The sequence below is a fragment of the Xanthomonas sacchari genome (genome assembly GCF_040529065.1).
GTDB classification, from domain to species: domain Bacteria; phylum Pseudomonadota; class Gammaproteobacteria; order Xanthomonadales; family Xanthomonadaceae; genus Xanthomonas_A; species Xanthomonas_A sacchari.
In genome coordinates, this window is record NZ_CP132343.1 from 3,552,179 (window position 1) to 3,577,067 (window position 24,889).

The 24,889-nt window shown below is 68.1% G+C and carries 20 protein-coding genes and 1 riboswitch; of the genes, 14 read left to right on the top strand and 6 right to left on the bottom strand.

All coding sequences use genetic code 11. The features are described from left to right. Window positions 1-44 precede the first annotated feature (44 nt). Window positions 45-163: riboswitch (SAM riboswitch) on the bottom strand. 244 nt (window positions 164-407) lie between these two features. From RAB71_RS14975 to RAB71_RS15000, 6 genes are all read left to right on the top strand, one after another. Continuing rightward, a complete protein-coding gene (locus tag RAB71_RS14975; RefSeq protein ID WP_316685596.1) occupies window positions 408-1,142 on the top strand; it encodes a M23 family metallopeptidase in 735 nt (244 codons plus the stop codon). 64 nt (window positions 1,143-1,206) lie between these two features. After that, window positions 1,207-1,602 carry a GntR family transcriptional regulator gene (locus RAB71_RS14980; protein WP_010344176.1) on the top strand — a complete coding sequence of 132 codons (396 nt, stop codon included), beginning with the start codon at window positions 1,207-1,209 and terminating at the stop codon, window positions 1,600-1,602. Continuing rightward, window positions 1,595-2,506, top strand: coding sequence for an ABC transporter ATP-binding protein (locus RAB71_RS14985; RefSeq protein ID WP_010344177.1), 912 nt, complete (start codon window positions 1,595-1,597; stop codon window positions 2,504-2,506). Before RAB71_RS14980 ends, RAB71_RS14985 begins: the two co-directional genes overlap by 8 nt. Continuing rightward, window positions 2,503-3,891 carry a hypothetical protein gene (locus RAB71_RS14990; RefSeq protein WP_010344178.1) on the top strand — a complete coding sequence of 463 codons (1,389 nt, stop codon included), beginning with the start codon at window positions 2,503-2,505 and terminating at the stop codon, window positions 3,889-3,891. The genes RAB71_RS14985 and RAB71_RS14990 overlap by 4 nt, the downstream gene beginning before the upstream one ends. A 76-nt stretch (window positions 3,892-3,967) precedes the next feature. After that, window positions 3,968-5,572, top strand: coding sequence for a peptide chain release factor 3 (locus tag RAB71_RS14995; RefSeq protein WP_010344179.1), 1,605 nt, complete (start codon window positions 3,968-3,970; stop codon window positions 5,570-5,572). 109 nt (window positions 5,573-5,681) lie between these two features. Next, complete coding sequence (locus RAB71_RS15000; protein WP_010344180.1) at window positions 5,682-6,353, top strand: hemolysin III family protein; 672 nt, start codon at window positions 5,682-5,684, stop codon at window positions 6,351-6,353. A gap of 139 nt (window positions 6,354-6,492) precedes the next feature. Here the strand turns inward: RAB71_RS15000 and RAB71_RS15005 are convergent, their stop codons facing one another. Further along, window positions 6,493-6,837 (bottom strand): hypothetical protein, encoded by a 345-nt coding sequence (locus tag RAB71_RS15005; RefSeq protein WP_010344181.1) that lies wholly within the window; start codon window positions 6,835-6,837, stop codon window positions 6,493-6,495. Window positions 6,838-7,218: 381 nt separating this feature from the next. On the opposite strand from RAB71_RS15005, the gene RAB71_RS15010 reads away from it, so the two are divergent. Further along, entirely contained in the window at window positions 7,219-9,192 is a 1,974-nt protein-coding gene (locus RAB71_RS15010; RefSeq protein WP_010344182.1) for an AsmA family protein, read from the top strand. A gap of 141 nt (window positions 9,193-9,333) precedes the next feature. Here RAB71_RS15010 and RAB71_RS15015 read toward each other — a convergent pair whose 3' ends face one another. The 3 genes from RAB71_RS15015 to mtgA all read right to left on the bottom strand — a co-directional run bounded on the left by RAB71_RS15015 (window position 9,334) and on the right by mtgA (window position 11,822). Next, on the bottom strand, window positions 9,334-9,762 hold the full coding sequence (locus RAB71_RS15015) for a CBS domain-containing protein (RefSeq protein ID WP_010344183.1): 429 nt from the start codon (window positions 9,760-9,762) through the stop codon (window positions 9,334-9,336). Beyond that, window positions 9,722-10,744, bottom strand: coding sequence for a glycosyltransferase family 2 protein (locus tag RAB71_RS15020; RefSeq protein ID WP_029562278.1), 1,023 nt, complete (start codon window positions 10,742-10,744; stop codon window positions 9,722-9,724). The genes RAB71_RS15015 and RAB71_RS15020 overlap by 41 nt, the downstream gene beginning before the upstream one ends. 334 nt (window positions 10,745-11,078) lie before the next feature. Then, window positions 11,079-11,822 (bottom strand): monofunctional biosynthetic peptidoglycan transglycosylase, encoded by a 744-nt coding sequence (mtgA, locus tag RAB71_RS15025; RefSeq protein WP_010344185.1) that lies wholly within the window; start codon window positions 11,820-11,822, stop codon window positions 11,079-11,081. An 81-nt stretch (window positions 11,823-11,903) separates the two neighbouring features. Here mtgA and RAB71_RS15030 point away from each other — a divergent pair, with 81 nt between their 5' ends. The 5 genes from RAB71_RS15030 (at window position 11,904) to RAB71_RS15050 (ending at window position 19,366) form a co-directional block, all read left to right on the top strand. Beyond that, a complete protein-coding gene (locus RAB71_RS15030) occupies window positions 11,904-12,797 on the top strand; it encodes an Hsp33 family molecular chaperone HslO (RefSeq protein ID WP_029562279.1) in 894 nt (297 codons plus the stop codon). Window positions 12,798-12,912: 115 nt separating this feature from the next. Then, window positions 12,913-13,773: a hypothetical protein gene (locus RAB71_RS15035; protein WP_041500384.1), complete on the top strand. Its 861-nt coding sequence runs from the start codon at window positions 12,913-12,915 to the stop codon at window positions 13,771-13,773. Between the two features lie 227 nt (window positions 13,774-14,000). Beyond that, the gene (locus tag RAB71_RS15040) at window positions 14,001-16,886 is read left to right on the top strand and encodes a TonB-dependent siderophore receptor (protein WP_010344188.1); all 2,886 of its coding nucleotides are present in this window, start codon (window positions 14,001-14,003) and stop codon (window positions 16,884-16,886) included. Between the two features lie 78 nt (window positions 16,887-16,964). Then, window positions 16,965-18,803 (top strand): sulfotransferase, encoded by a 1,839-nt coding sequence (locus RAB71_RS15045; RefSeq protein WP_010344189.1) that lies wholly within the window; start codon window positions 16,965-16,967, stop codon window positions 18,801-18,803. After that, complete coding sequence (locus RAB71_RS15050; RefSeq protein WP_010344190.1) at window positions 18,800-19,366, top strand: 2OG-Fe(II) oxygenase; 567 nt, start codon at window positions 18,800-18,802, stop codon at window positions 19,364-19,366. Before RAB71_RS15045 ends, RAB71_RS15050 begins: the two co-directional genes overlap by 4 nt. Before the next feature lie 43 nt (window positions 19,367-19,409). On the opposite strand, the gene RAB71_RS15055 is transcribed toward RAB71_RS15050, so the two are convergent. Both RAB71_RS15055 and RAB71_RS15060 read right to left on the bottom strand, forming a co-directional pair. Further along, on the bottom strand, window positions 19,410-20,702 hold the full coding sequence (locus RAB71_RS15055; RefSeq protein WP_010344191.1) for an aspartyl/asparaginyl beta-hydroxylase domain-containing protein: 1,293 nt from the start codon (window positions 20,700-20,702) through the stop codon (window positions 19,410-19,412). After that, window positions 20,702-21,313: a TetR/AcrR family transcriptional regulator gene (locus RAB71_RS15060; RefSeq protein WP_010344192.1), complete on the bottom strand. Its 612-nt coding sequence runs from the start codon at window positions 21,311-21,313 to the stop codon at window positions 20,702-20,704. The genes RAB71_RS15055 and RAB71_RS15060 overlap by 1 nt, the downstream gene beginning before the upstream one ends. A gap of 139 nt (window positions 21,314-21,452) precedes the next feature. Between RAB71_RS15060 and RAB71_RS15065 the strand changes: the two genes are divergently transcribed. Beyond that, window positions 21,453-22,373: an alpha/beta fold hydrolase gene (locus tag RAB71_RS15065; RefSeq protein ID WP_010344193.1), complete on the top strand. Its 921-nt coding sequence runs from the start codon at window positions 21,453-21,455 to the stop codon at window positions 22,371-22,373. After that, window positions 22,370-24,856, top strand: a complete 2,487-nt coding sequence (locus RAB71_RS15070) for an acyl-CoA dehydrogenase (protein ID WP_010344194.1) — start codon at window positions 22,370-22,372, stop codon at window positions 24,854-24,856. The genes RAB71_RS15065 and RAB71_RS15070 overlap by 4 nt, the downstream gene beginning before the upstream one ends. The last annotated feature ends 33 nt before the right edge of the window (window positions 24,857-24,889 follow it).

Sequence of the window (24,889 nt, forward strand, 5' to 3'; positions counted from 1 at the left end):
CGAGCTTCGCGGAGCTCGCGTTCGCCATGCAGAAGGCATGGATCGAACCATCTTTCGGCGGACGCGTGGGTCCCCGCAGGATTTGGCACCTACACGGGCGCTTGCGCGTCCGCTGGCTGCCCCGGCATCAAAGGGCCTGTCCCTCCGCCGGTCTCGATGGTGGAGCCACGATGCCAGCGATTTTCCGCAATGTCAATCTCTTTATTCGGATGAAGCGATATGATTTTTCGATCCCTGGCCTCGGCCATACTCCGCTTCCCCCATCGCTGCCCCTGTCCGTGCGCCGACGCAGCCCCCGCCGCTGGCTTGCCGTGGTCCTGTCGTTCGCACTGGCGACCGGTGCGCCCGCGCAGCCGCTGCTGCGCTGGAATGCCCCGCGACTCGAACCACAACCACCGCCAGCGTGGCTGCAGGTGATCACCCGCGACAGCGGGCTGCGCGAGGTCGCATTGGGCAATCCGCTCGGCGGCCCGGTGCAGATCCGCCTGCTGGGCGACCGCGCCGGCTTCACTGCCGTGCCCGCGCTGCCGCTGACCGTGGAACTGGCCGCCGGCGAGCGCCGTGTGGTTGCGCGTCTGTATCCGTCCGGCGACCTGGCCGAGACCGACGCTGGCGACGCCCGGCTGCGCATCGAGGCGGTGCCTGGTTCGCCGCGCGCCCATGCCGACGCGGTGCTGTATGCCCTGCCCTTCGCCGATCGCACGGTGCGCATCGACCAAGGCTTCGGCGGCGCCTTCAGCCATCGCGATCCCGCCAACGCCTATGCCCTGGACTTCGCCCTGCCCGAAGGCACGCCGGTGCTGGCCGCACGCGAGGGCGTGGTGATGGAGGTGCGCGACGACTTCCGCGAGTCCGGCACCGACCCGCGCCTGGGCCAGGCCGCCAACCTGGTGCGGGTACTGCACGCCGACGGCAGCATGGCGATCTACGCGCACCTGGCCGCCGGCGGCGTGCAGGTGCGGGTCGGCCAGGCTGTGCGGCGCGGCGAGCGCCTCGGTCTGTCCGGCAACACCGGCCTGAGCAGTGGCCCGCACCTGCATTTCGCCGTCCAGCTCAATCGCGGCCTGCACCTGGAAGCGGTGCCTTTCCGGATGGCCGGCCCGCTGGGCGAACTGCGCTTCGCCCATCCCGCCCCACCCTGAGCGCGCCTACCGTTCGTCGGCAGACGCATTGACATCTGCCAAGTGTATTGATGTATTAATACACATGGATGCAACCCACCTCCACGTCCAGCCCAGCGCCCCCGAGCCGATCTACCGGCAGATCGCCGAGCAGATCCGCCGCCTGGTCGCCGCCGGGCAATTGCGCCCAGGCGATGGTCTCCCCTCGGTACGCGAGGTCGCCGCCACCCACGCGGTCAACCCGATGACGGTCTCGCGCGCCTACAGCCAGCTCGAGGCCGAGGGCGTGCTGGAACGCCTGCGCGGCCGCGGCATGGCCATCGCCGCGACCGCCGCCGCACCACAGCGGCAAGGGCAGCGCCTGGAGTTGATCGAACCGCGCCTGCAGGAACTGGTCCGGCATTGCCGGGAACTGGGCCTGCCGTCGCCTCCCGTGATCGAACGTCTTGAACAGTTGTTTGGAGAACCTGGCGATGAGTAGCGTGGTACTGCAGAGCGCAATCCAGGCCGACCTGGACATGGACCTGCCGCTGGCGGCGCACGACCTGCACCTGGCTTTCGGCGCCGGCTCGGTGCTGCAGGGCATTGACCTGCAGGTGGCGCGCGGCGAGGTGGTCGGCCTGATCGGACGCAATGGCGCTGGCAAGAGCACCCTGCTGGCCTGCCTGCTCGGCCTGCTGCAACCGCAGCGCGGCAAGGCGCGGGTGTTCGGCGGCCCGGCTTTGCGCCTGGACGATGCGCGCAAGGCGCAGTTGGGCTTCGTGCCGCAGCAGCCGCAGGCCTTCGGCTGGATGCGCGTGGAGGAACTGCTCGCCTTCGCCGCGCAGCTCTACCCCCACTGGGACGCACCGCGTGCCGACACGCTGCTGCGGCGCTGGGAACTGGACCGCCGCCAGCGCATCGACACGCTCTCGCCCGGCCAGGCCCAGCGCCTGGCCCTGGTGCGCGCGCTGGCCGCACGGCCGGCGCTGCTGGTGCTGGACGAACCGGCCTCGGCGCTGGACCCGGTGGCGCGCCGCGACCTGATGCGCGAGATCGTCACCGAAACCTGCGACGCCGGCACCACCGTGCTGTTCTCCAGCCACATCGTCAGCGACCTGGAACGCGTGGCCTCGCGCGTGGCCTTCCTGCACCAGGGCCGGCTGTTGCTGGACCAGCCGCTGGACGAACTCAAGGACCGGGTCCTGCGCATCGGCATCCCGGCGCCGGCAGCAGCGACGCTGGACGCGCCGTTGCGCGGCGAACTGGCGCGCCGCCACGCCGCCGACGGCGGTGTCGTGGTGGTGCTGCATGCCGACGAGCTGCCGTCCGCGCTCTTGACCGTCCCCGGCATCCGCATCGACCGGCTGGGCCTGGAAGACCTGTTCATCGAGGTGGTCGGATGAACCGCCTTCCTGCAGATCTGCGCCTGCTCTGCCGCGCATCGGGCGTGACCGGATGGCTGTATCCGCCCACCCTCGCCGCCGCCTTCGCCTGCACCTGGCTGCCTGAAAAAGCCACCAACCTGCTGCCGCTGGTCCTCACCGCGATCCTGGCGATGTTCGTGTGGATGTTGCTCGGCGCTCGCCTGCTGGGTCTGCTGGAACAAGGACGCCAACTACGTCTGCCGTCCATGGCAGCGCGCTTCGTCAACCTGTTCGGCGCCGCACTGGCCTTGACGGTGCTGCTGCCGACGCTGCTGTTCGCCGTGCGCGGCGTCGAGCCTGGCCTGTCCCTGTCGGTCCTGCTGCTCAGCGCAAGCTTCGGCATGTTGGTCGCCACCCTGCCGGCCTGGTGTGCGCCCTTGATCGGCATCTTGCCGGGGACATTCGGCGGCTTTTTGCCCAAGGCCAGTTTCGTGCCGCTGATCCTGCATCCACGCGCCAGCCTGCTGCTCGCTGCGCTCGCCTGCGCGCTGATCAGCCTGTGGTCGTACCGATACTTGCGTGGTCGCCCGGCCGATGCGCTGTCGGCATGGTCGCGCCCGATGTGGATCGGCCTGCAGCAGCGCCAGCCCGGCGACGGCACCACCAAGCAGGCCGTCGAATCGCAGAGCGGGCGCCTGGGCTGGATCCAGGGCATCGCGCGTCCCGCCTTTCCCACCGATCTGCGTCATCAACCGGAACGCGCCATGCGCTATGCCCTCGGCCCGGGCTTCGCCCCCGGCAACGCCGCCGGCACCTTCCTGGCCGCACTGGTCACGCCGGCGCTGCTCCTGCTGCTGTGGACGCCCCTGTTGCTGCGCGCGCAATCGCCGACGCTGCCGTTGGTCATGGCCAACGTCATGGCCAATCTGTCCAGCGTGAAGTTCCTGCAACGGCTGTGGCTATGGCGCAAGCACGGCAACCTGGGAATGATGGAAAGCGCGCTGCTGCCGGGCCTGGGCGCTCCCGGGCAGGCGGGCAAGCTGTTCAACCAGGTGATCCTGAAGCGCGCGCTCGCGGCGATGCTGCCCTGGCTGGGCCTGTCCTGGCTGCTAGGCGCGCTCAAGCATGCGCCGGCGGCCTATTACCCGCTGACCGTGTCGATCACCCTGACCGCGACGCTCGCCGCCAGCAGTCTGCTGTTGGCCTGCATGCGCTGGCCGCGCGGCGCGCTGTTGCTGACCGTGACCCAGTTCGTCCTGGCCATGCTCGGCGGAATCAGCATCGGCCAGGTCGGCCTGCCCGGCGCGGTGGCGCCGCACTGGCTGGCGCCGGCCTGGAGCCTGCTGCTGCTCAGCATGGTCGTCGCCTACAACCTGGTGGCCCGCCAGTCCAGCAAACGCCCGCATCCCTGGCTGCTCAACTGAACGGCCCTTGCGGGAAGCCCGCTATAATCGGCGGCTTCCTCCGTTGCCGATGACGCCCCTTGCGGGCGTGCCGCCCATGTCCGAAGTCGCCACCGAAGCTGCGCGCCGCCGCACCTTCGCCATCATTTCCCATCCCGACGCCGGCAAGACCACGCTGACCGAAAAGCTGCTGCTGTTCGGCGGGGCGATCCAGATGGCCGGCTCGGTGAAGGGCCGCAAGGCCGCACGCCACGCCACCTCGGACTGGATGGCGCTGGAAAAGGAACGCGGCATCTCGGTGACCTCGTCGGTGATGCAGTTCCCGTACGAAGGCAAGATCATCAACCTGCTCGACACCCCCGGCCACGCCGACTTCGGCGAGGACACCTACCGCGTGCTCACCGCGGTGGACTCGGCGCTGATGGTGATCGACGTGGCCAAGGGCGTGGAAGAGCGCACCATCAAGCTGATGGAGGTGTGCCGGCTGCGCGACACGCCGATCATGACCTTCATCAACAAGCTCGACCGCGAGGGCAAGGATCCGATCGACCTGCTCGACGAGGTGGAGACGGTGCTGGGCATCGAATGCGCGCCGGTGACCTGGCCGATCGGCATGGGCCAGCGCCTCAAGGGCGTGGTGCACCTGGTGACCGGCGAAGTGCACTTGTACGAGCCCGGCCGCAACTTCACCCGCCAGGACTCGACCATCTTCCCGTCGCTGGACGCGCCCGGCCTGGCCGAGAAGATCGGCGAACAGATGCTGGCCGAACTGCGCGAGGAACTGGAACTGGTGCAGGGCGCCAGCCACGCCTTCGACCTGGACGCCTACCGCGCCGGCAGGCAGACCCCAGTGTTCTTCGGCTCCGGCGTCAACAACTTCGGCGTGCAGCCGCTGCTGGACTTCTTCGCCGAGCACGCGCCGCCGCCGCAGCCGCGCGCCACCACCGGCCGCCAGGTGCAGGCCGGCGAGGACAAGCTCACCGGCTTCGTGTTCAAGATCCAGGCCAACATGGATCCGCAGCACCGCGACCGCGTCGCCTTCATGCGCATCTGCTCCGGCCGCTTCGCCGCCGGCATGAAGACCCTGCACGTGCGCACCGGCAAGGAGGTCAAGCTGGCCAACGCGCTGACCTTCATGGCCAGCGATCGCGAGATCGCCGCCGAGGCCTATCCTGGCGACGTCATCGGCATCCACAACCACGGCACCATCTCCATCGGCGACACCTTCACCGAGGGCGAATCGCTGTCGTTCACCGGCATCCCCAATTTCGCCCCGGAACTGTTCCGCCGCGCACGCCTGCGCGACCCGCTCAAGCTCAAGCAGTTGCAGAAGGGCCTGGCGCAGCTGTCCGAGGAAGGCGCCACCCAGTTCTTCCGCCCGCTGATGAGCAACGACCTGATCCTCGGTGCGGTCGGCACGCTGCAGTTCGACGTGGTCGCCTACCGGCTGAAGGACGAGTACGGGGTGGACGCCAGCTTCGAACCGGTGGGCGTGGTCACCGCGCGCTGGGTGCACTGCGACAACCCCAAGAAGCTGGAAGAGTTCCGCGAGAAGAACGCGATGAACCTGGGCATCGACGCCGCCGGCGAACTGGTCTACCTGGCGCCGACCCGCGTCAACCTGCAACTGGCGCAGGAACGCGCGCCGGACGTGCGCTTCGCCGCCACCCGCGAACACGCGCACAGCGTGGCGGTGGAATGACCGTCATGTGACCACGGGCGTGCGCCGGCTGAGCGCACGCCCAACCGGCGTCGCAGTGCGGCGCCGCAGCGGATGCGAACCGCTCGCAATTGCGCTACCGTGCGGACCCATGGATGCAGACCGGTCGCCCGCCTACTCGAACGCCGACGCGCAGCCTTCCACGGACTGGCGCGACGAACTGGCCAGCGCCCTGACCCACGGCCTCGGCGCCATCGCCGCGCTGGCCGGCGGCTCGGTGCTGATCACTCTCGCCGCGATCTACGGCGACGGCTGGCAGCTCGCCACCGCGATCGTGTTCAGCGTCACTTTGCTGCTGCTGTACGTGGCCTCGACGCTGTACCACGCCATCCCGCATCCCGGGGCCAAGGCGCGCCTGCAGATCTTCGACCACTGCGCGATCTACCTGCTGATCGCCGGTACCTACACGCCGTTCACCCTGATCGGCCTGCGCGGCCCGTGGGGCTGGGGCCTGTTCGCGGCGATCTGGACCATCGCCGTGGCCGGCGTGATCTTCAAGCTGTTCTTCACCGGCCGCTTCCGCCTGTTGTCGACCATCCTGTACATCGCCATGGGCTGGCTGATCGTGGTGGCGATCGAACCGCTGCTGCGGTCCATCGATGCCTGGACCCTGGGCTGGCTGCTGGCCGGCGGCCTGTTCTACACCCTGGGCACATATTTCTACCAGCGCGACACCGTGCGCTACTTCCACGCCATCTGGCATCTGTTCGTCCTCGCCGGCAGCGTCTGCCACTTCGTGGCGGTGACCGGCCAGGTGCTGTAGGCAGACCATCGGCCGTTCGCCGGCGTCCCGAACACCCGCCCTCCCAGGGCGGCATGACGGACCGCTCTGCGATCGCAACGCCTACCCAGGCATTCGCTTGGAATGTCGAGCGCATGGACTTCGCCCGTAGCACCTGCGATCAGCTCTTGCGCTTCTGACACGCTCCAGCAGAGACGACCATGTGCGATGGATGCTGCTTGACATAGCGGTGCTTCGTCGCGAGCGCACCATCCTGTTCGGTTTCGAGGTTGTCGGAGACATAGATCCTGAAGGTTCCAACCTCCGAGAATGCGGCGACCACGTGCTCCTTGCCTTCCGCATCCCAATACATCCCGGCCGAGATGGCAGGCGTAATAACCACGCGCCCACCGGTTGCCGAAACGCCCTCGCACTGGGTCTCGCTGTCCATCAGAACAAGGAATCTTCCGCTCGGCGTCAGAATGCCCACTTCAATCGGATCGACGTTCCCGACGTCGATGCTCACAACCTGCGCCGGATCTACATCCCCTTGAATCGCACTACTCACCGACGACACCAGACAAAATGCAGCTACGGCGGGTGCAAACCTGCCGAGGCGCTTGGCCGACTTTCTCACACCCACCCCCTGTCAAAACACTGACGACCGCTGATTGACCGGAACCAAGGGTGATGCACTGCGATGCAATAGGCGACCAGAACGCCACCTTCAACATCCAGCAGCTTGGAACCGCAGCCAGCGATCTCTGACTCATGAGCGGCAGCGTCTGATCCCGCGGCCAGCCCACAGGCATCATGCATCCCCGGTGTGGACGCGGACAACGCCCATCGGGCCCGCCATCCCTTCCGCTTTCGCACCCCGTGCACAGCAGCGGCCTAGGATGGCCGCATGGCTCGCGACCCCGTTTCCGCATCCGGCGCACGCCGCCGCTCCTGGCCCTGGCGGCGCAACGACGGCCGCCTGCGGCGCTGGCCGTTCGTGCTCGGCGCGCTGGTGCTGCTCCTGCTCATCATCATCCTGATCTTCGACTGGAACTGGTTCAAGGCACCGGTCGAACGCGCGGTGCAGGCACGCACCGGGCGCGCCTTCCATATCGACGGCAACCTCGACGTGGACCTGGGCCGCATCATCACCGTGCGCGGCGATCGCCTGCGCTTCGCCAATGCCGATTGGTCGAAGCAGCCGCAGATGGCCAGCGCCGACCGCGCCGAGCTGGATATCGCGCTGTGGCCGCTGCTGCGCGGCCGCGTGCGCATCCCCGAGATCCGCCTGACCAAGCCCGATCTGCTGCTGGAGACCGGCCCGGCTGGACAGCCCGGCAACTGGGCGTTCGGCCAGTCCGACGACGGCGGCAAGCCGGCGGTCCTGGGCGCCTTGCTGGTGCAGCAGGGACACCTGCGCTTCCAGGATCCGGTCGGGCGCACCGAGATCGATATCGCCGTCGACAGCCAGGTCGGACAACGCCGCCGCGGTGATGCCGCACCGCCGATCGCGGTCAGCGGCGATGGCCGCTGGCGCGGCAACCCCTTCACCCTCAAGGGCAATACCGCCTCGCCGCTGGAACTGAGCGAGAGCGACCATCCGTTCCGCGTCGACCTGCGCGGCAGCGCCGGCAGCACCCGCGCGCACATGCGCGGCACCCTGACCAACCCGTTCCAGTTGCGCGTGTTCGACCTGCAACTGCAACTGGCCGGCACCGACATGGCGCACCTGTATCCGCTGCTGGGCATCGCCATTCCCTCCACCCCGCCCTACCAACTGGATGGGCGCCTGCAGCGCGACGGCGATCGCTGGCGCTACCAGGACTTCCGCGGCCGTGCCGGCGACAGCGACCTGGCCGGCACCGTGCAGATCGATACCGCCGGACAACGCCCGTTCCTGCGCGCGGACCTGCGTTCGCAGCGGCTGGATTTCGACGACCTGGCCGGCTTCGTCGGCGCGCCGCCGCGCACCGGCGCCGGCGAGACCGCCAACGCCGAGCAGAAGGCGCAGGCAGCCAAGCTCGCGGCCACCGACAAGGTGCTGCCGTCCACGCCGTACGACCTGGGCAAGCTGCGCGCGATGGATGCCGACGTGCGCTGGAAAGCGCAACGCATCAATGCGCCGTCGCTGCCGCTGGACGACATGGATGCGCATCTGAAGCTCGACGACGGGGTGCTGCTCATGCAACCGCTGAACTTCGGCGTGGCCGGTGGCGACCTGCGTTCGGACATCCGCATGGACGCGCGCAAGCCCACGCTGTTCACCCGCGCGCAGGTGTCGATCCGCGGCGTGCAACTGGGCAAGCTGTTCCCCGACGGCAAACTGGCCAAGGAAGCGGCGGGCGCGATCGGCGGCGAGATTGCGTTGGCGGGCAGCGGCAACTCGATCGCGCAGATGCTGGGCAGCGCCGACGGCAGCGTCGCCGTCGGCATGGGAAAGGGTCGCATCAGCAATCTGGTGATGGAACTGGCCGGCCTGGATATCGCCGAATCGCTGAAGTACCTGGTGACCAAGGACCGCGAGATCCCGGTGCGCTGTGCGTTCGGCGACTTCAGTGTCCAGCACGGGGTGATGACCTCGCGCGGCCTGGCCTTCGACAGCACCGACACCCTGCTGGTCGGCAGCGGCACCATCGACCTGAGCCAGGAACGCCTGGACCTGCTGCTGAAGGCGCAACCCAAGGACCATAGCATCCTCGCCCTGCGCTCGCCGCTGCGCGTCGGCGGCACCTTCAAGGACCCCAACTTCCGCCCCGACTTCAAGGCCCTGGGCCTGCGCGGCGCCATCGCCGTCGCCCTCGGCAGCATCGCCCCGCCGGCCGCCCTGCTGGCGACCATCGAGACCGGGCCGGGCAAGGATATTCAGTGCGGCGGCAAGTAGCCGCGGGATTCGGGATCGGGGATTGGGGATTCGCAAAAGCAGGCGGCCGGATCACCGCCAAATCCGGATGGGTGATTCACGCGGCGCAACCGGCGCACGCGTGCCCCGCTCTTACGAATCCCCAATCCCGACTCCCGAATCTCAGCTCCTGATGTACTCCTGCAACTGATCCAGCTCCTCGCGCTGCTCTTCGATCACCGCCTTGACCAGGTCGCCGATCGAGATCACGCCGATCACGCGGCCGGCGTCCACCACCGGCAGGTGGCGGATGCGCTGCCCGGTCATCAGTTCCATGCACTGCTGCACGCTCTGCGCCGGATCCACGGTGTGCACCTTGCTGCTCATGATGTCGCGCACCGGCGTGGTCGCCGAGGAGCGGTCCTGCAGGACCACCTTGCGTGCATAGTCGCGCTCGGACAGGATCCCGGACAGCTGTCCGTCCTGCATCACCAGCACCGCGCCGATACCCTTGGCGGCCATCAGCCGCAGCGCCTCGATCACCGCCGTGTCCGGCCCGACCGCGTGGATCTCATTGCCCTTTTCGTTCAAGACCTGCCGTACCGTGCGCATCGCTGCCTCCCGGTTCGCTGGATCGCACGGCCGAGCATACTCCTTCGCCGGGTGCACGCCAGGTCTCCACCAAGTACAGCGGTCGCTGTTTGGATTCCTCGTACAGCCGGCCCAGGTATTCGCCGATCAGGCCCAGCGCGATCAACTGCACGCCGCCCAGGAACAGGATGACCGCCATCATCGTCGGCCAGCCCGCCACCGGATCGCCCCATAGCGCCGCCTTGACCACCACCCAGATCGCGAACAGGAAGGCACCGACCGCGGTCGCCAGCCCGAGATAGGTGGCCACCCGCAACGGCGCGGTGGAGAATCCGGTGATGCCGTCCAGGGCGAAGTTCCACAGCCGCCACAGGCTGAACTTGCTGCGCCCGGCCAGCCGCGGCGCACGGTTGTACGGCACCGCCAGGCGCCGGAAACCGATCCAGCCGAACAATCCTTTCATGAAGCGGTGGCGCTCGCGCAATTGCCGCAGCGCGGCCAGCGCGCGCGGCGACAGCAGGCGGAAATCGCCGGTATCGGCCGGGATCGGCGTCTTCGACAGGCGCCCGATCACCCGGTAGAACAGCGCTGCGGTGCCGCGCTTGAGCCAGCCCTCGCCTTCGCGCACCAGGCGCGTGCCGTAGATGTCGTCGTAGCCGGCGCGCCAGTGCGCGACGAACTGTCCGATCAGTTCCGGCGGATCCTGTCCATCGGCGTCCAGCAGCATCGCCGCGCCGCGCTCGACGCAGTCCAGCCCGGCGGTCAGCGCCAGTTCCTTGCCGAAATTGCGCGACAGGCGCAGCGCACCGACCCGCGGATCGGACGCGGCCAGCGCCTGGATCGTCTCCCAGGTGGTATCGCGGCTGCCGTCGTCCACGTACAGCACCCGCCCCTCCAGCCCCGGCACGGCGTCGAGCGCGGCGAGGATGCGCGGGTGCAGCAGCGGCAGGGTCTGCGCCTCGTTGAACGCAGTGACGACGACGGTGAGACGTTCGGATTCCATCGGCGGATGGTACGGAGCGGCCTGCACGTTCACCAGCGGCGGGCGTATCGCCTGGCAAAAGCGGTAGCTCCTCCCTTCTCCCACTGGGAGAAGGTGCCCCGCAGGGGCGGATGAGGGTGCGCCTGCCGCCGAACCCCACCACGCACATGTGCCGGCCGTACCCTCACCCCAACCCATCTCCCGGCGGGAGAGGGGCTTTGAGTTCCTTCTCCCACTGGGAGAAGGTGCCCCATAGGGGCGGATGAGGGTACGTCTGCCGCCGAACCCCACCACGCTCACGTGCCGGCCGTACCCTCACCCCAACCCCTCTCCCGGGGGGAGAGGGGCTTCAAGCCTACGGTGCCTGCAGGTAGGCCGGGCCGCCCAGTTGCCGGGTCTGGCGTTGGATCCAGTTGGCGCGGCCCTGCACGTAAGGGCCGGGACGCGTGGCGTTGTAGCGCTGCGGCGCCGGCAGCACCGCCGCCAGCAGCGCGCTCTGCGCCGGCGTCAGCTGCGCCGCGTCCTTGTTCCAGAAGCTGCGCGCGGCCGCCTGGGCGCCGTACACGCCGTCGCCGAACTCGGCGACGTTGGCGTACACCTCGAGAATGCGTTGCTTCGACCACAGCGCCTCGATCAACACCGTGTACCAGGCCTCCAGCCCCTTGCGCAGCCAGCTGCGGCCCTGCCACAGGAACAGATTCTTGGCGACCTGCTGGCTGATCGTGCTGGCGCCGCGCAGGCGCCCGCCGCGGGCGTTGTGGTCGCGCGCCTTCTCGATCGCATCCAGGTCGAAGCCATGGTGGCTGGGGAAACGCTGGTCTTCCGCGGCGACCAGCGAGATCGGCAGGCTCGGCGCGATCTGCGCAGAATCGCGCCAGTTGTAGGCGATGCGGTACGACCAGTCGCCGCTGGCCCAGGCACCGAGCTGGCGCTCCAGCATCATCGCCGAGAACGGCGGATCGACGAAGCGCAGCAGCAGCACCTGCGACACGCTGGCCAGCACGAACAGCAACGGCGCCAGCAGCAGCCAGCGGCGCCAGCGCCTGGCCCGTGGACGCGGCGATGCGGCGACACTTGCATCGCGACGCCCCGCCCCCATTCCTATGCTTTCTTCGATCTGGTCCACCATGACGATCCACGTTCGTGCGGTCGCCATCTTCCCATGCGCAGCGAGGCCGCAATGCATTCTTCCGATGATCGTCTGACCCGCTTCCTGCTCCCCGGCGCCGGCGTGCGCGGCGTGCACGTGCGCCTGCACGACACCTGGCGCGAGATCCTGGCGCCGGCCAGCTATCCCGCCGCGGCCACCGAACTGCTGGGCGAGGCCTGCGTCGCCGCGGCCCTGTTCACCGGCCACACCAAGGTCGACGGGCGCCTGTCGGTGCAGTTGCGCAGCCAGGGCGCGCTGCGCACCCTGTTCGCCGAATGCACCGCCGCCGGCACGCTGCGCGGCATCGTCCAGCTGGGCGAGGGAAAGGACGCGCCGCGCGACCTGCGCGCGCTCGGCGACGACGCCCTGCTGGCGATCACCATCGAGAACCCCGGTCTGGATCCGCGCGAACCGCAGCGCTACCAGAGCCTGGTGGCGATGTCCTCGGCCGAGCTGGACGAGGCCTTCGAGGACTACTTCCGCCAGTCCGAGCAGTTGCCGACACGGCTGATCCTGGCCGCCGACGGTACGCACGCCGCCGGCCTGCTGCTGCAGAAGCTGCCCGGCGACGCCGGCGACGAGGACGGCTGGAACCGTGCCGGCGCGCTGTTCGAGACCGTCGGCGAGGCCGAATTGCTGGCCACGCCGGCCGAGACCCTGCTGCACCGGCTGTTCCACGAGGAGACCCCGGAACTGCTCGGCGACCGCCCGCTGCGCTTCGGCTGCTCGTGCTCGCGCGAGCGGGTGGCGGCGATGCTGCGCTCGCTTGGCGAGGAAGAAGCGCGGGCCGCCGCTGAGGCCACCGGCCAAGTTGAGATCCGTTGCGAGTTCTGCGGCCGGCACTATGACTTCCCCTTGACGGAATTCGGAGTATTGTTTGCCGTAACGCAGGCTGAACCGGCATCCTCGGAGCGCTTGCACTAGCTGAAATGCGCGTCGCGACCGGGGAGTCCGACTTGTTAAAGAAACATAAACCCACTAGCATCGACCACCCTGCCCGGCGGGAACTTTCGTTCCCGCCCCAAGTCTCAGATTGCTGATGCGACCCTTCCTGCGCCTACCGCTCGCCCTGTTGATCGCCCTTGCGGCGAGCACGGGCGCGCACGCGCAGAGCAAGCCGGTCAACGGCCAGGACCGCACCGTGCTGCCGGTCTGGAACAAGGGCAGCGGCAAGGTCGAGGCGCTGCTGTATCTGGAACCCACCGGCGAACAGGCCGTGGGCGCGCGCTGGCATTTCGGCCGCAACTCGCTGGATGCCGCGTTCGGCCTGTCCTCCGGCGACTCGCTGGGCCTGCTGTGCAACAGCGCCAGCGGCAGCAGCATCAGCGGGCTGGCCAGCCACTGCATGCTGGCCAGCCTGGGCGACGACGACGGCACCACCGGCCACCACGTCGCCGCCACCACCACCTTCAACCGCCCCGGCGGGCGCCTGTCGCTGTCGGCCGGCACCGGCCGCGAGAACCTCCCCGCCTGGCTGGCCGGCGCCAACAAGACGCCGTCGATGCGGATGGAGCAGAACGACCTGACCGTCTTCGCGCAGCAGAACATCGGCCGCGAGGGTTTCGTCTCGATCGGCGGCACCTACGCCAAGGCGCGTCTGGTGCCGATCGCCGACGCCACCCCGGCCATGCTCGACCGTTGGGACAGCAAGAGCCTGAGCATCGGCGGCGGCTACGGCTCGTTCAGCGCCAACGTCATCGGCCGCGTCGTCGACGCCCCCGGCCAGCCCGGCAAGTGGACCGGCCTGGGCGTAGGCCTGACCTGGCGCACGCCGTGGAGCGGCCAGCTGACCGTGGGTGCCGAGAACGTCATCACCCGCGGCAAGAACCCGTTCTCGCCGAACAACATCAGCACCGAAGAGGGGACCATCCCCTACGTACGGTACGAGCAGGACCTCTAGCGACCTGCAGCAACACGTTGTTCCGCAAAGAAAAAGCCTCCCCGCGGAGGCTTTTTTGTTGCCTGGCAAATGGTGATATACATCACGCAAATTGCAACGCCATTAACGACTCTTTAATTTCTCTGAAGACAAAGTTAACATCGGCTTACCCCGCGGTTTTTGGCATCGCATTTCGGCGCCTCCGCAGGCGAACTTCAGCTGACATACACCTTTCGGAGAGAGAGCCAATGAATTGCAAGACCCACCGCTTGCGCGATGCGATCGCGTTCGCACTCGCTGCCGGCACCACCGCGCTGCTCAGCACCGGCGCGGCCGCGGCCCAGGACAGCTCCTCCAACGATGCGTCCAAGACCCTGGACACCATCCAGGTCACCGGCTCGCGCGTTGCCCGCGTTGAAACCGAAACCGCCAGTCCGGTGGTCGTGATCGATCGCGCCGCGATCGAGCAGACCGGCAAGCTGACCCTCGGCGACCTGGTGCAGGAACTGCCGGCGATGTCCGGCGCGCCGTCCACCCCGGCGGTCAACAACGGCGGCGGCGACGGCAAGTCCTCGGTCGACCTGCGCGGCCTCGGCGACGAGCGCACCCTGCTGCTGGTCAACGGCCGTCGCGTCGTCAACAACGACGTCAACTCGATCCCCGCCAGCGCCGTGGAGCGCATCGAAGTGCTGACCAGCGGCGCCTCGGCCGTGTACGGCTCCGATGCCGTGGCCGGCGTGGTCAACTTCATCCTACGCAAGGACTTCGAAGGCCTGGCGGTCAGCGTCGACTACGGTCAGGCGACCCACCTGAGCGACGGTGCGCGTAGCGGCGGCTCGCTGACCTTCGGTCAGGTCGGCGATCGCGGCAACATCATGGTCGGCCTGAACTACAACAAGTTCGACGGCATTTCCTCCGCCGACCGCAAGTACTCCAAGGACGCGACCTACCTGTACAGCGGCGCGGTCACCGTGCTCGGCTCCAGCCGCAACCCGCGCGGCCGCATCACCGTGCCGACCGCCCTGCGTCCCCAGTACGGCGGCTGCTCCACCGTCACCCTGAAGCCCGGCGCGACCGGCGCCTCGCAGGGCGACTATCGCTGCTACTCCGGCGCGACCGACTCCTTCAACTACCAGGCCACCAACCTGATCATGACGCCGCAGGAGCGCACCAACGCGTTCTTCCTGGCCAACTATCAGATCACCGACAGCATCAACGCCTTCGCCCAGGTCTACCACAACAAGACCAGCTCCAACTTCGCGATCGCGCCGCTGCCGTTCGACGCCCGTGGCGACAAGGTGGTGATCTCCGCCAACAACTTCTACAACCCGTTCGGCACCAACTTCGGCGCCGATGAAGCCGGCAACCAGTACAACCAGTTGCTGACCCGCTTCACCTCGCTCGGCCAGCGCCGTTCCTACTACAGCACCGTGACCGACCAGGTCGTGGCGGGCCTGGAAGGCTTCGTCGGCGACAGCACCTGGAAGTGGGACGCGGCCATGAACTACGGCCACTACACCCGCGAGAACACCAGCTACGGCTACGTGTACTACGCCGGCCTGCGCGATGCGCTGGGCCCGTCGTTCCGCGACACCGACGGCGTGATCAAGTGCGGCAGCGCCGGTGCGGTGATCGCCGGCTGCACCCCGTTGAACATCTTCAACATCAACGACCCGCAGACGATCGCGACCCTCGGCAAGTACGAGGCGCGTCCGACCTACTCCAACACCTACCAGATGCGCAGCTTCGAAGCCAACGCCAACGGCGAGCTGTTCACGCTGCCGGCCGGCGCCTCGCAGCTGGCGGTGGGCGTGTCCTGGCGCGAGGAGTACCAGAAGAACGCGGTCGACTACATCGCCATCGCCAATGCGAACGGCAACTGCTTCATCTCGCAGGAAGCCTGCGGCACCCCGCTGAGCGGCAAGTACAACGTGAAGGAGCTGTACGCCGAACTGTACGTGCCGCTGCTGTCCGAGGTCCCGTTCGCGCACCTGCTGGCGCTGACCCTGGGCTCGCGCTATTCGGACTACAACACCTTCGGCAACACCACCAACAGCAAGGTCCAGCTGGAATGGCGTCCGATCCAGAACCTGCTGCTGCGCGGCACGGTCGCCGAGGTGTTCCGCGCTCCGACCATCGAGAACCTGTACTCGGGCGCCAGCGGCGATGCGCCGAACTTCGCCGATCCCTGCATCGGCTACGGCCGCACCGGCACCCCGCGCGACCATGAAGCGGCGTGCGGCGCGGGCGCGGGCGCGACCGCCATCCCGGGCGCCACCGGCATCACCCCGAGCGGCATGTCGCAGACCACCGGCGTGTGGTCGGGCTCGGTCGCTGCGGGCTTCGACCTGAAGCCGGAACAGGGCAAGTCGTTCGACTGGGGCGTGGTCTATGACCCGGAATGGCTGCCGGGCTTCTCGGCCAGCCTGGACTACTGGCGCCTGTACCTGAACGACACGATCAACCGCGCCGATGCGCAGACCGTGGCCGACATCTGCTACAGCGACAACAACAGCCCGTTCTGCGGCTTCATCAACCGCTATACCGATGGCCAGGTGAACTTCATCCGCGAGCCGATCGTCAACCTGGGCCGCCTCGACACCAAGGGCTGGGACCTGGCGCTGCGCTACCGTCTGCCCGACACCGCCTGGGGTAGCTACACCTTCGGCCTGGACGGCACCTACATCGCGCGCTACGACAACAAGACCAACCCGGACGATCCGGCGGGCGTGGTCACCCACGTGGCTGGCACGTACAACAAGAGCTACGGCCTGTACTCGCGTGTCCGCGGCCGCCTGTTCGTGAACTGGCAGAAGGGCGACCTCGGCGCCAGCTGGCGCATCCGCTACGTCGGTCCGTTCGACGTCGGCAGCGCCGATCCGGCGCAGAACCGCAGCGCCGACGCCGGCTATCCGAACGTGGTGGTCCCCTACGGTTCCTACTTCCTGCACAGCGTCAGCGTGAACTACGCGCTGCCGTGGTTCAATTCGAAGGTGGAAGTGGGCCTGGACAACGTGTTCGACAAGCAGCCGCCCATGCTGTATCAGAACAACGTGCTGAACGCCAACACGGACGTGAACAGCTTCGACACCGTTGGCCGCTACCTGTGGGCTCGCTACAGCATGAGCTTCTGAGTTCGCTCAGTCCGCTCCTGACGTGACGACGAGGGCCGCGCGACGCATTCGCGCGGCCCTCTTTTTTGGCAGACCGGAATGAACGCACCACAGCTGCAACACGCGATCTATCTCATCGAACAAGGCAACGCGGAAACCGCCGCCGAGCTGTGCCAGCAGGCACTGGCCGCCACGCCGCACGATCCCAACTGGCACACGCTGCTGGCGATGGCGCTACAGCAGCGCGGCGACGTGGCCGGCGCCGCCACGCACTACCGCACCCTGACCCGCCTGCAGCCGCAGGAGTCGGCGCACTGGGCCAATCTGGGCATGACGCTGCGCACCCTGGGCGAGCATGCCGACGCCGACCAGGCCTACCGCCAGGCCCTCGCTCTGGCGCCGCAGACCTATCACTATCTCGTCGACCATGGCCTGCTGTTGCTGGACATGGGCGACATCGCGCGCGCGCGACACCGCCTGCTCGACGCGGTCGACCTGGATCCGGCGCAACCGGAAGCGCGCATCCACGCCGCGATCGCCTGCTTCGAGTGCGGCGATGCGCAACGCGCCGCCGCCCTGCTCCCACCACCCGCCGTGTGGCCGCACCTGCCCGACGACCTGCGCGAGGACTTGGCCGGTGCACTGATCCAGGTCGGTAGAACCGACGAAGCCGAGGCGTTGCTGTCGCAGACCCAGCACGGCCAGGCGCCGTCGCTCTCCAACCTGATCCGCCTGGCGCAACTGCACGAACGCACCAACCGCATCCCCGAGGCGGAGGCGCTGTGGCAGCAGGCGAGCGCCATCGCCGTGCAGGACGACAGGCAGACCCGCATCGACCTGCTGCAACTGCAGGCGGCGCTGGCACTGCGCCGCAAGGACTACACCGCCGCACGCGGCGCCAATACCGAATTGCTCGCCCTGCGGCCGCAGGTGCAGATCGAAGCCAACGCCTATTTTGCGCTGGCAGGCATCGATGACAAGCAAGGCGAGCCTGCCGCGGCGATGGCCATGCTGGCAAAGGCGCACGCCCTGCAGTTCAAGCTCGCCGCAGAGACCATGCCGGACATCGCCCACTCCGGCGAAGAACCGCTGCAGATCTCCAGCCTGTGGCTGGAAACCCCGTTCGCGGTGGACCCGCACGCCACGGCGCCGGACAGCGACGCGTCACCGGTGTTCATCGTCGGCTTTCCCCGCTCAGGCACCACCATGCTGGAACAGATGCTCGATGCGCATCCGCGCTACGCGTCGATGGACGAGCGCGCGATCCTGCAGCGTTGCATCGAATGGATGGAAGCGCAGGGCAAGCGTTATCCGTACGACCTGGACGCGCTGGACCACGCCCAGGTCGAGGCGATGCGCCAGGTGTACTGGGCGGAGGTCGCCAAGGTCGTGGCCCTGGCCACAGGCCAGCAACTGGTCGACAAGAACCCGCTGAACATGCTGCGCCTGCCGGTGATCATGCGCATGTTCCCCGACGCCAAGATCATCCTCGCACTGCGCCATCCCTGCGACGTGCTGTTGAGCTGCTACATGCAGAACTTCCGCTCGCCGGCCTTCATGGTGCTGTGCTCCACGCTCGAGCGCCTTGCAAAGAGTTACGTGAACGCGATGCGCTTCTGGATCCACCATCAGGCGCTGCTGCAACCGCAGTTGCTGATCCTCAAGTACGAGGAAACGGTGCGCGATTTCCCCACGCAAGTGCAACGCATCGGCGACTTCCTGGGCATCGACCAGGCCGGATTCCTGGCCGATTTCGCGCAGCATGCCGCACGCAAGGGCTACATCAGCACCCCCAGCTACGCGCAAGTGGTGGAGCCGGTGAACCAACGCGCCGTGGGTCGCTGGCATCCCTACGCACCCTGGCTGGCCGACGCGCTACCGATCCTGCAGCCGGTGGCCACGCACTGGGGCTACGACCTGGATGCCGCTACCCCATGAAAGCGCTGAGCGACTACATCCGCACCTACGACGACGCCCTACCCGTCGCGTTCTGCCAGCAGTTGATCGAAGGATTCGAAGCGTCCCGCGCGCATCACCTGCGCAACGGTAGCACGCTGCACGCCGCGCTGAGCGAGAGCAACTGGACCGAACTGGACATCGGCAAACTGGCCGATCCGGCCTTCCTGGGCTTCTTCCTGGACCGGATCGAACACTACCTGGCCTGCTACAACCAGGAGCTGGGCCTGACCCTGCCCATTCCGTACCGACCGACCATCGACCGGCTGATCCTGAAGAAATACCAGGTGGGCGGTGTCGATCGCTTCCAGCCGCACTTCGACGCGGTCGACGCGGTCTCGGAACGCTACCTGGTGTTCCTGTGGTATCTCAACGACGTCGGCGAAGGCGGCACCACCCGCTTCTGCGACCTCGACGTGGAAACCGCACCACGCGCCGGCCGGCTGCTGATGTTCCCGCCCTACTGGATGTACCAGCACGTCGGCGAGCCGCCGGTGTCCAACGACAAGTACATCCTGTCGACCTACCTGATGTTCAAGCGCTGAGCGTCGCCGCGAACTGCAGGGCGCAGGCCGCGGCAGGCGCGGCTCAGACGCCGGCGCGCAGATTGAACGCGCCGATCGTCTCCACCAGTTGCCGCAGCGCCAGCGTCTCGGCCTCGTCCAGATCCGGGTGCCAGGTGTCCAGGATCGTCACCACCCGCACCCGGTCGCTGTGGTTCCAGGCGTGGTGCAGGCAGGTGTCGTTGAACGTCACCAGGCGACCGACCTCCCAGGCATGGGCAATGCCGGCGACTTCGAGCGCGCAGTCCGGCGGCACGATCAACGGCAAGTGGGTCACGACGCGCGCGTTGGTCACGCCGTAATGCGGCTTGATCGTGGTGCCGGGCGCCAGGATCGAGAACAACACTTCCGGTGCGTGCCCCTCGATCCGGGTCAGCGGCACCTGCGCCAACGCGGCTGCCGTGCGCGGGCAGCGCTGCAGGTTCTCCGGGTAGTCTTGCCCGTGCCGGAAGAAGAAATAGGCATCCCAGGCGCCGTCGCCCCGCTGGCCGACGAGATAGTCCTGCGGCGACGCGCCGTTGCTGAAATCCAGGAACGGTTGCACCGACTGCCGCGACGCCAGCACCTGGTGCGCCTCTTCGACGATCCCGGCGGCAGCGTCCTGCAAGTGGTCGTACCAGGGGAATCGCGCGGCACCCAGATAGGGCGACGGGTCCAGCTCCGGGATGTACAGGAAGGTCGGATGCTGGCCATCGTCCGCCGGCCGTGGCTGCAGCCCGAGATAGATGCGCAATGCCGCCATCACCCGGCGCAACGCGGCCTCGCCGAAACGATCGAGCAACGGCTGGATCGCGGCGACGAACACGGCGTGTCGCCCCTGGTCGATCCGCCGCATCGCAGCGACCACGCGCGCCCGCAATTCGGGCGCGGTCGTATCCTGATCGAGCCAGCGTCCCTTGGCCTGCGCCGTGCGTACTGCCGCGAAGTACATCGGCAGCGCGTCGTCGTGGCGGCCCAGCGCATCCAGGCTTTCGGCGTACCACAACCGCACCAGGAACGCGTCGGCGGCCAACTGCAAGGCGTGTTCGAACGCAGGCAGCGCCTGCGCATGCTCGCCGAGCCGGGCCAGGCAGATCGCGCTGCGGCTCCACGCCTCCACGCTGGGGGCGGCGGCGGCCACCAGCGCCCAGGCATGTGCGGCGCGCGCGAACGCGCCGCTGTCCATCAGCAGCATCGCATGCGCGCGGCGCAACGCCAGATCGGCAGGCGCCGCGTCCAGGGCCCGCTCGCACAGCGCATCCGCCGCGCGATAGTCGCCGTCGGCCACGTGCCGCTGCACGGCTTCCAGCGCCTCGGCAGCGGCCGACACCTGCGCCATCAGCCGGGAATCAAGGTCACGATGACGTGCTCGACGTAGGCCTCGAAGTCCTCGCGCGCCTGCTTGGGCTGGTGCAGTTGCAACGACAGCTGCAGGAAGCCGACGTAGGCGGCATAGGCCAGGCGTGCGCGATGCTGGGCGTCGGTGCGGCTGAGCCCGGCCTGGCGGAACGAGGCGATCAGGTACTCCATGCGCCGCTGCGAGACCCGGTCGATCACCGGCCGCACCGCGGGGTGGTCGAGCGCCTTCAGCAGCTCGCTGTAGATGACGTGCGGCTTGACCTCGTGCGCGACCAGTTGGAACAGCGCGCGCAGCCGCGTGCGCGGATCCGGCACTTCTTCCAGGCTGCCGAACACCTGTTGCTGCTCGACCAGTTCCCAGCGCTCCAGCGCGGCCTGCAGCAGCGCATCGCGCGAGGGGAAATGCCAGTAGAAGCTGCCCTTGGTGACGCCCAGGCGCCGCGCCAGCGGCTCCACCGCCACCGCGCTCACGCCCTGTTCGGCGATCAGGTCCAGGGCGGCCTGCGCCCAGTCTTCGGCACTGAGCCGGTTGTTGCGGCCACCGCCGGAAGCGGCGCCGTCGTCAGAGGAAGAAGCGGGCGCGGTATTCATCCGTGGATTTAACCATACGGGGACGTCGGTTGCAGTATGTGGCCTTCGCGCGGTGGGCGCAAACGCCCGGCAGCATTGGCTTTTCGTACCCATACTGCATCGTATTGACATGCCGCACCGGGCGACCATACTATCTCGTATGGTTTCTGCTTCCGCCACTGTCGCGCAGTCCGCCCCGGCCACCCTCTCGGGTGCCGGCGAGCTGGCGCTGGCTGCGACCGTCACCGGTCCCGGCGAGGCCGGCTCGGTGCTGTTCGCGCATGGCTTCGGCCAGACCCGGCACGCGTGGTCGGCAACCGCCGCGGCGCTGCAGGCGCACGGCTACCGCAGCGTCGCCTACGACGCGCGCGGCCATGGCGACTCCGCACGCAACCCGGCGGATCTGCCCTATCGCGGCGAGCAGTTCACCGACGATCTGATCGTGGTCGCCGGCGAGATGTCGCCACCGCCGGTGCTGGTTGCCGCGTCGATGGGCGGACTGTTCGGGCTGATCGCCGAGTCGCGCTGGCCGGGCCTGTTTCGCGCCATGGTGCTGGTGGATATCACCCCGCGCTGGCAACCGGCCGGGGTCGAACGCATCCTCGCTTTCATGACCGCGCATCCGCAGGGCTTCGCCAGCCTGGACGAGGCCGGCGACGCGATCGCCGCCTACCTGCCGCAGCGCGCGCGCAAGTCGCCCGAGGCCTTGCGCAGCGTCCTGCGCCAGCACGCCGACGGCCGCTGGTACTGGCACTGGGATCCGCGTCTGGTCGAAGAGCTGGCGCGCGACAGCGACCAGCACCAGGGCGCGATCGCGCAGGCCGCCGCGCACGTGCAGTGTCCGCTGCTGCTGATCAGCGGCGGCCGCAGCGACCTGGTCACGCCGCAGACCATCGAAGAATTCCTGTCGCTGGTGCCGCATGCGCAGCATGCGCATCTGCCCGAGGCCACGCATATGCTGGCCGGCGACGACAACGCCGCATTTACCGCCACTGTGTTGCACTACCTGGACGCCCTGCCACCGGCCTGCGCCGGCGCATCGTCCGCCGTCACCGAGTACCTCCCCGGAGCACGCCCATGAGCATCATTGCCCCCTTCCTCGTGTTGTTGCTGGCCGGCGCGTTCGCCGCCTATCACCGCATGCGGCTCGCCGTCTGGGCCGCGTTGAGCGCCACGCTGCTGGTCGCGTGCTGGCTGCTCGGCGCCAACCACGTCGCCACCATCGTCGCGGCCGTCGTGCTGGCGGTGGTCGCGGTGCCGCTGCTGTTGCCGTTCGTGCGCAAGCCGCTGCTCACCGCGCCGATGCTGAAGGTGTTCCGCAAGGTGCTGCCGCCGCTGTCGCAGACCGAGCGCATCGCCCTGGAAACCGGCTCGGTCGGCTTCGAAGGCGAACTGTTCACCGGCGATCCGGACTGGCAGAAGCTGCTGAACTATCCCAAGCCGCAGCTAACGGCCGAAGAGCAGGCCTTCCTCGATGGCCCGGTGGAAGAACTGTGCCGGATGACCAACGACTGGGACATCACCCACGTCCATGCCGACCTGCCGCCGGAACTGTGGAGCTTCATCAAGAAGAACAAGTTCTTCGGCATGATCATTCCGAAGGAATACGGCGGCCTCGGCTTCTCCGCGCTGGCCCACCACAAGGTGATCCAGAAGATCGCCTCGGTGTCGAGCGTGGTCAGCTCCACCGTCGGCGTGCCCAACTCGCTGGGCCCGGGCGAACTGCTGCTGCACTACGGCTCCAAGGAGCAGAAGGATTACTACCTGCCGCGCCTGGCGGTGGGCCAGGAAGTCCCCTGCTTCGGCCTGACCGGTCCATTCGCCGGCTCCGATGCCACCTCGATCCCCGACTACGGCATCGTCTGCAAGGGCGAGTGGAACGGCGCCAACGTGCTCGGCGTCAAGCTGACCTTCGACAAGCGCTACATCACCCTGGCCCCGGTGGCGACCCTGGTCGGCCTGGCGTTCCGCATGTACGACCCGGAGGGCCTGATCGGCGACACCAAGGACATCGGCATCACCCTGGCGCTGTTGCCGCGCGAGACCCCGGGGGTCGAGATCGGCCGCCGCCACTTCCCGCTGAACTCGCCGTTCCAGAACGGCCCGATCCACGGCCGCGAAGTGTTCATCCCGCTGAGCCAGTTGATCGGCGGCGTGGAGATGGTCGGCAAGGGCTGGAACATGCTCAACGAGTGCCTGGCCGTGGGCCGTTCGATCACCCTGCCCTCCACCGCCAGCGGCGGCGCCAAGTTCGGCGCGGTCGTCACCGGCGCGTATGCGCGCATCCGCAAGCAGTTCGGCCTGTCGGTCGGCCGCTTCGAAGGCGTGGAAGAGGCGCTGGCGCGCATCGGCGGCAAGGCCTATGCGATCAGCGCGCTGTCGCAGGCCACCGCCGCGGCGGTGGACCGCGGCGACGTGCCGTCGGTGCCGTCGGCGATCGCCAAGTACCACTGCACCACGATGAGCCGCGAGGTCATCAGCGACGTGATGGACGTGGTCGGCGGCAAGGGCATCATCCTCGGCCCGCGCAACTTCGCCGGCCGCAGCTGGCAGGCCGCGCCGATCGCGATCACCGTGGAAGGCGCCAACATCATGACCCGCAGCCTGCTGATCTTCGGCCAGGGCGCGATCCTGTGCCATCCGTGGGTGATGAAGGAGATGAAGGCCGCCGGCAATCCGGACCACAAGGCCGGCGTCGACGAGTTCGATCGCAACCTGTTCGGCCACATCGGCTTCGCCATCTCCAACGCGGTGCGTTCGCTGTGGTTCGGCCTGACCGCCGCACGCATTGGCGCCGCGCCGGGCGATGCCTACACCCGCCGCTACTTCCGCAAGCTGGATCGCTACTCGGCGAACCTGGCGCTGATGGCCGACGTGTCGATGCTGATGCTCGGCGGCAAGCTGAAGTTCAAGGAGTCGCTGTCCGGGCGCCTGGGCGACGTGCTGAGCCACATCTACATGACCAGCGCGATGCTCAAGCGCTACCACGACGACGGCGCGCCGGCCACCGATCAGCCGCTGCTGGCCTGGGCCTTCCACGACAGCGTGCACAAGATCGAGCTGGCGCTGTCGGCGGCGCTGCGCAACTTCCCGATCCGTCCGGTCGGCTGGTTGATGTGGGCACTGATCTTCCCGTGGGGCCGCCGTGCCGAGGCGCCGGGCGACCGCCTGGGCCACCGCGTCGCCGCACTGCTGATGACCCCCAACGAAGCCCGTGATCGCCTGGGCCAGGGCGTGTTCCTGACCCCGTGCGAGAACAACCCCGGCGGCCGCATCGCCAGCTACCTGACCAAGGCGGTGCTGGCCGAACCGGTGGAGCGCAAGTTCCTGAAGGCGCTCAAGAGCAAGGGCATCGAGGCGCTGGACTTCGCCTCGCAGCTGGACGAGGCGGTGCGCCAGGGCGTGCTGTCGGCCGACGAGCGCCGTCAGTTGGAGGAGCTGCGCGAGATCACCATGGACACGATCAGCGTCGACGACTTCGACACCGACGAACTGCGCTCTGCCAGCTACTACCAGCGCGCAGCGGCCGCGGCCGACGACGGGCATTCGCGCGAAGCGGCCTGATCCTTCTGGTCATGCGGCACCCACGACGGCGGA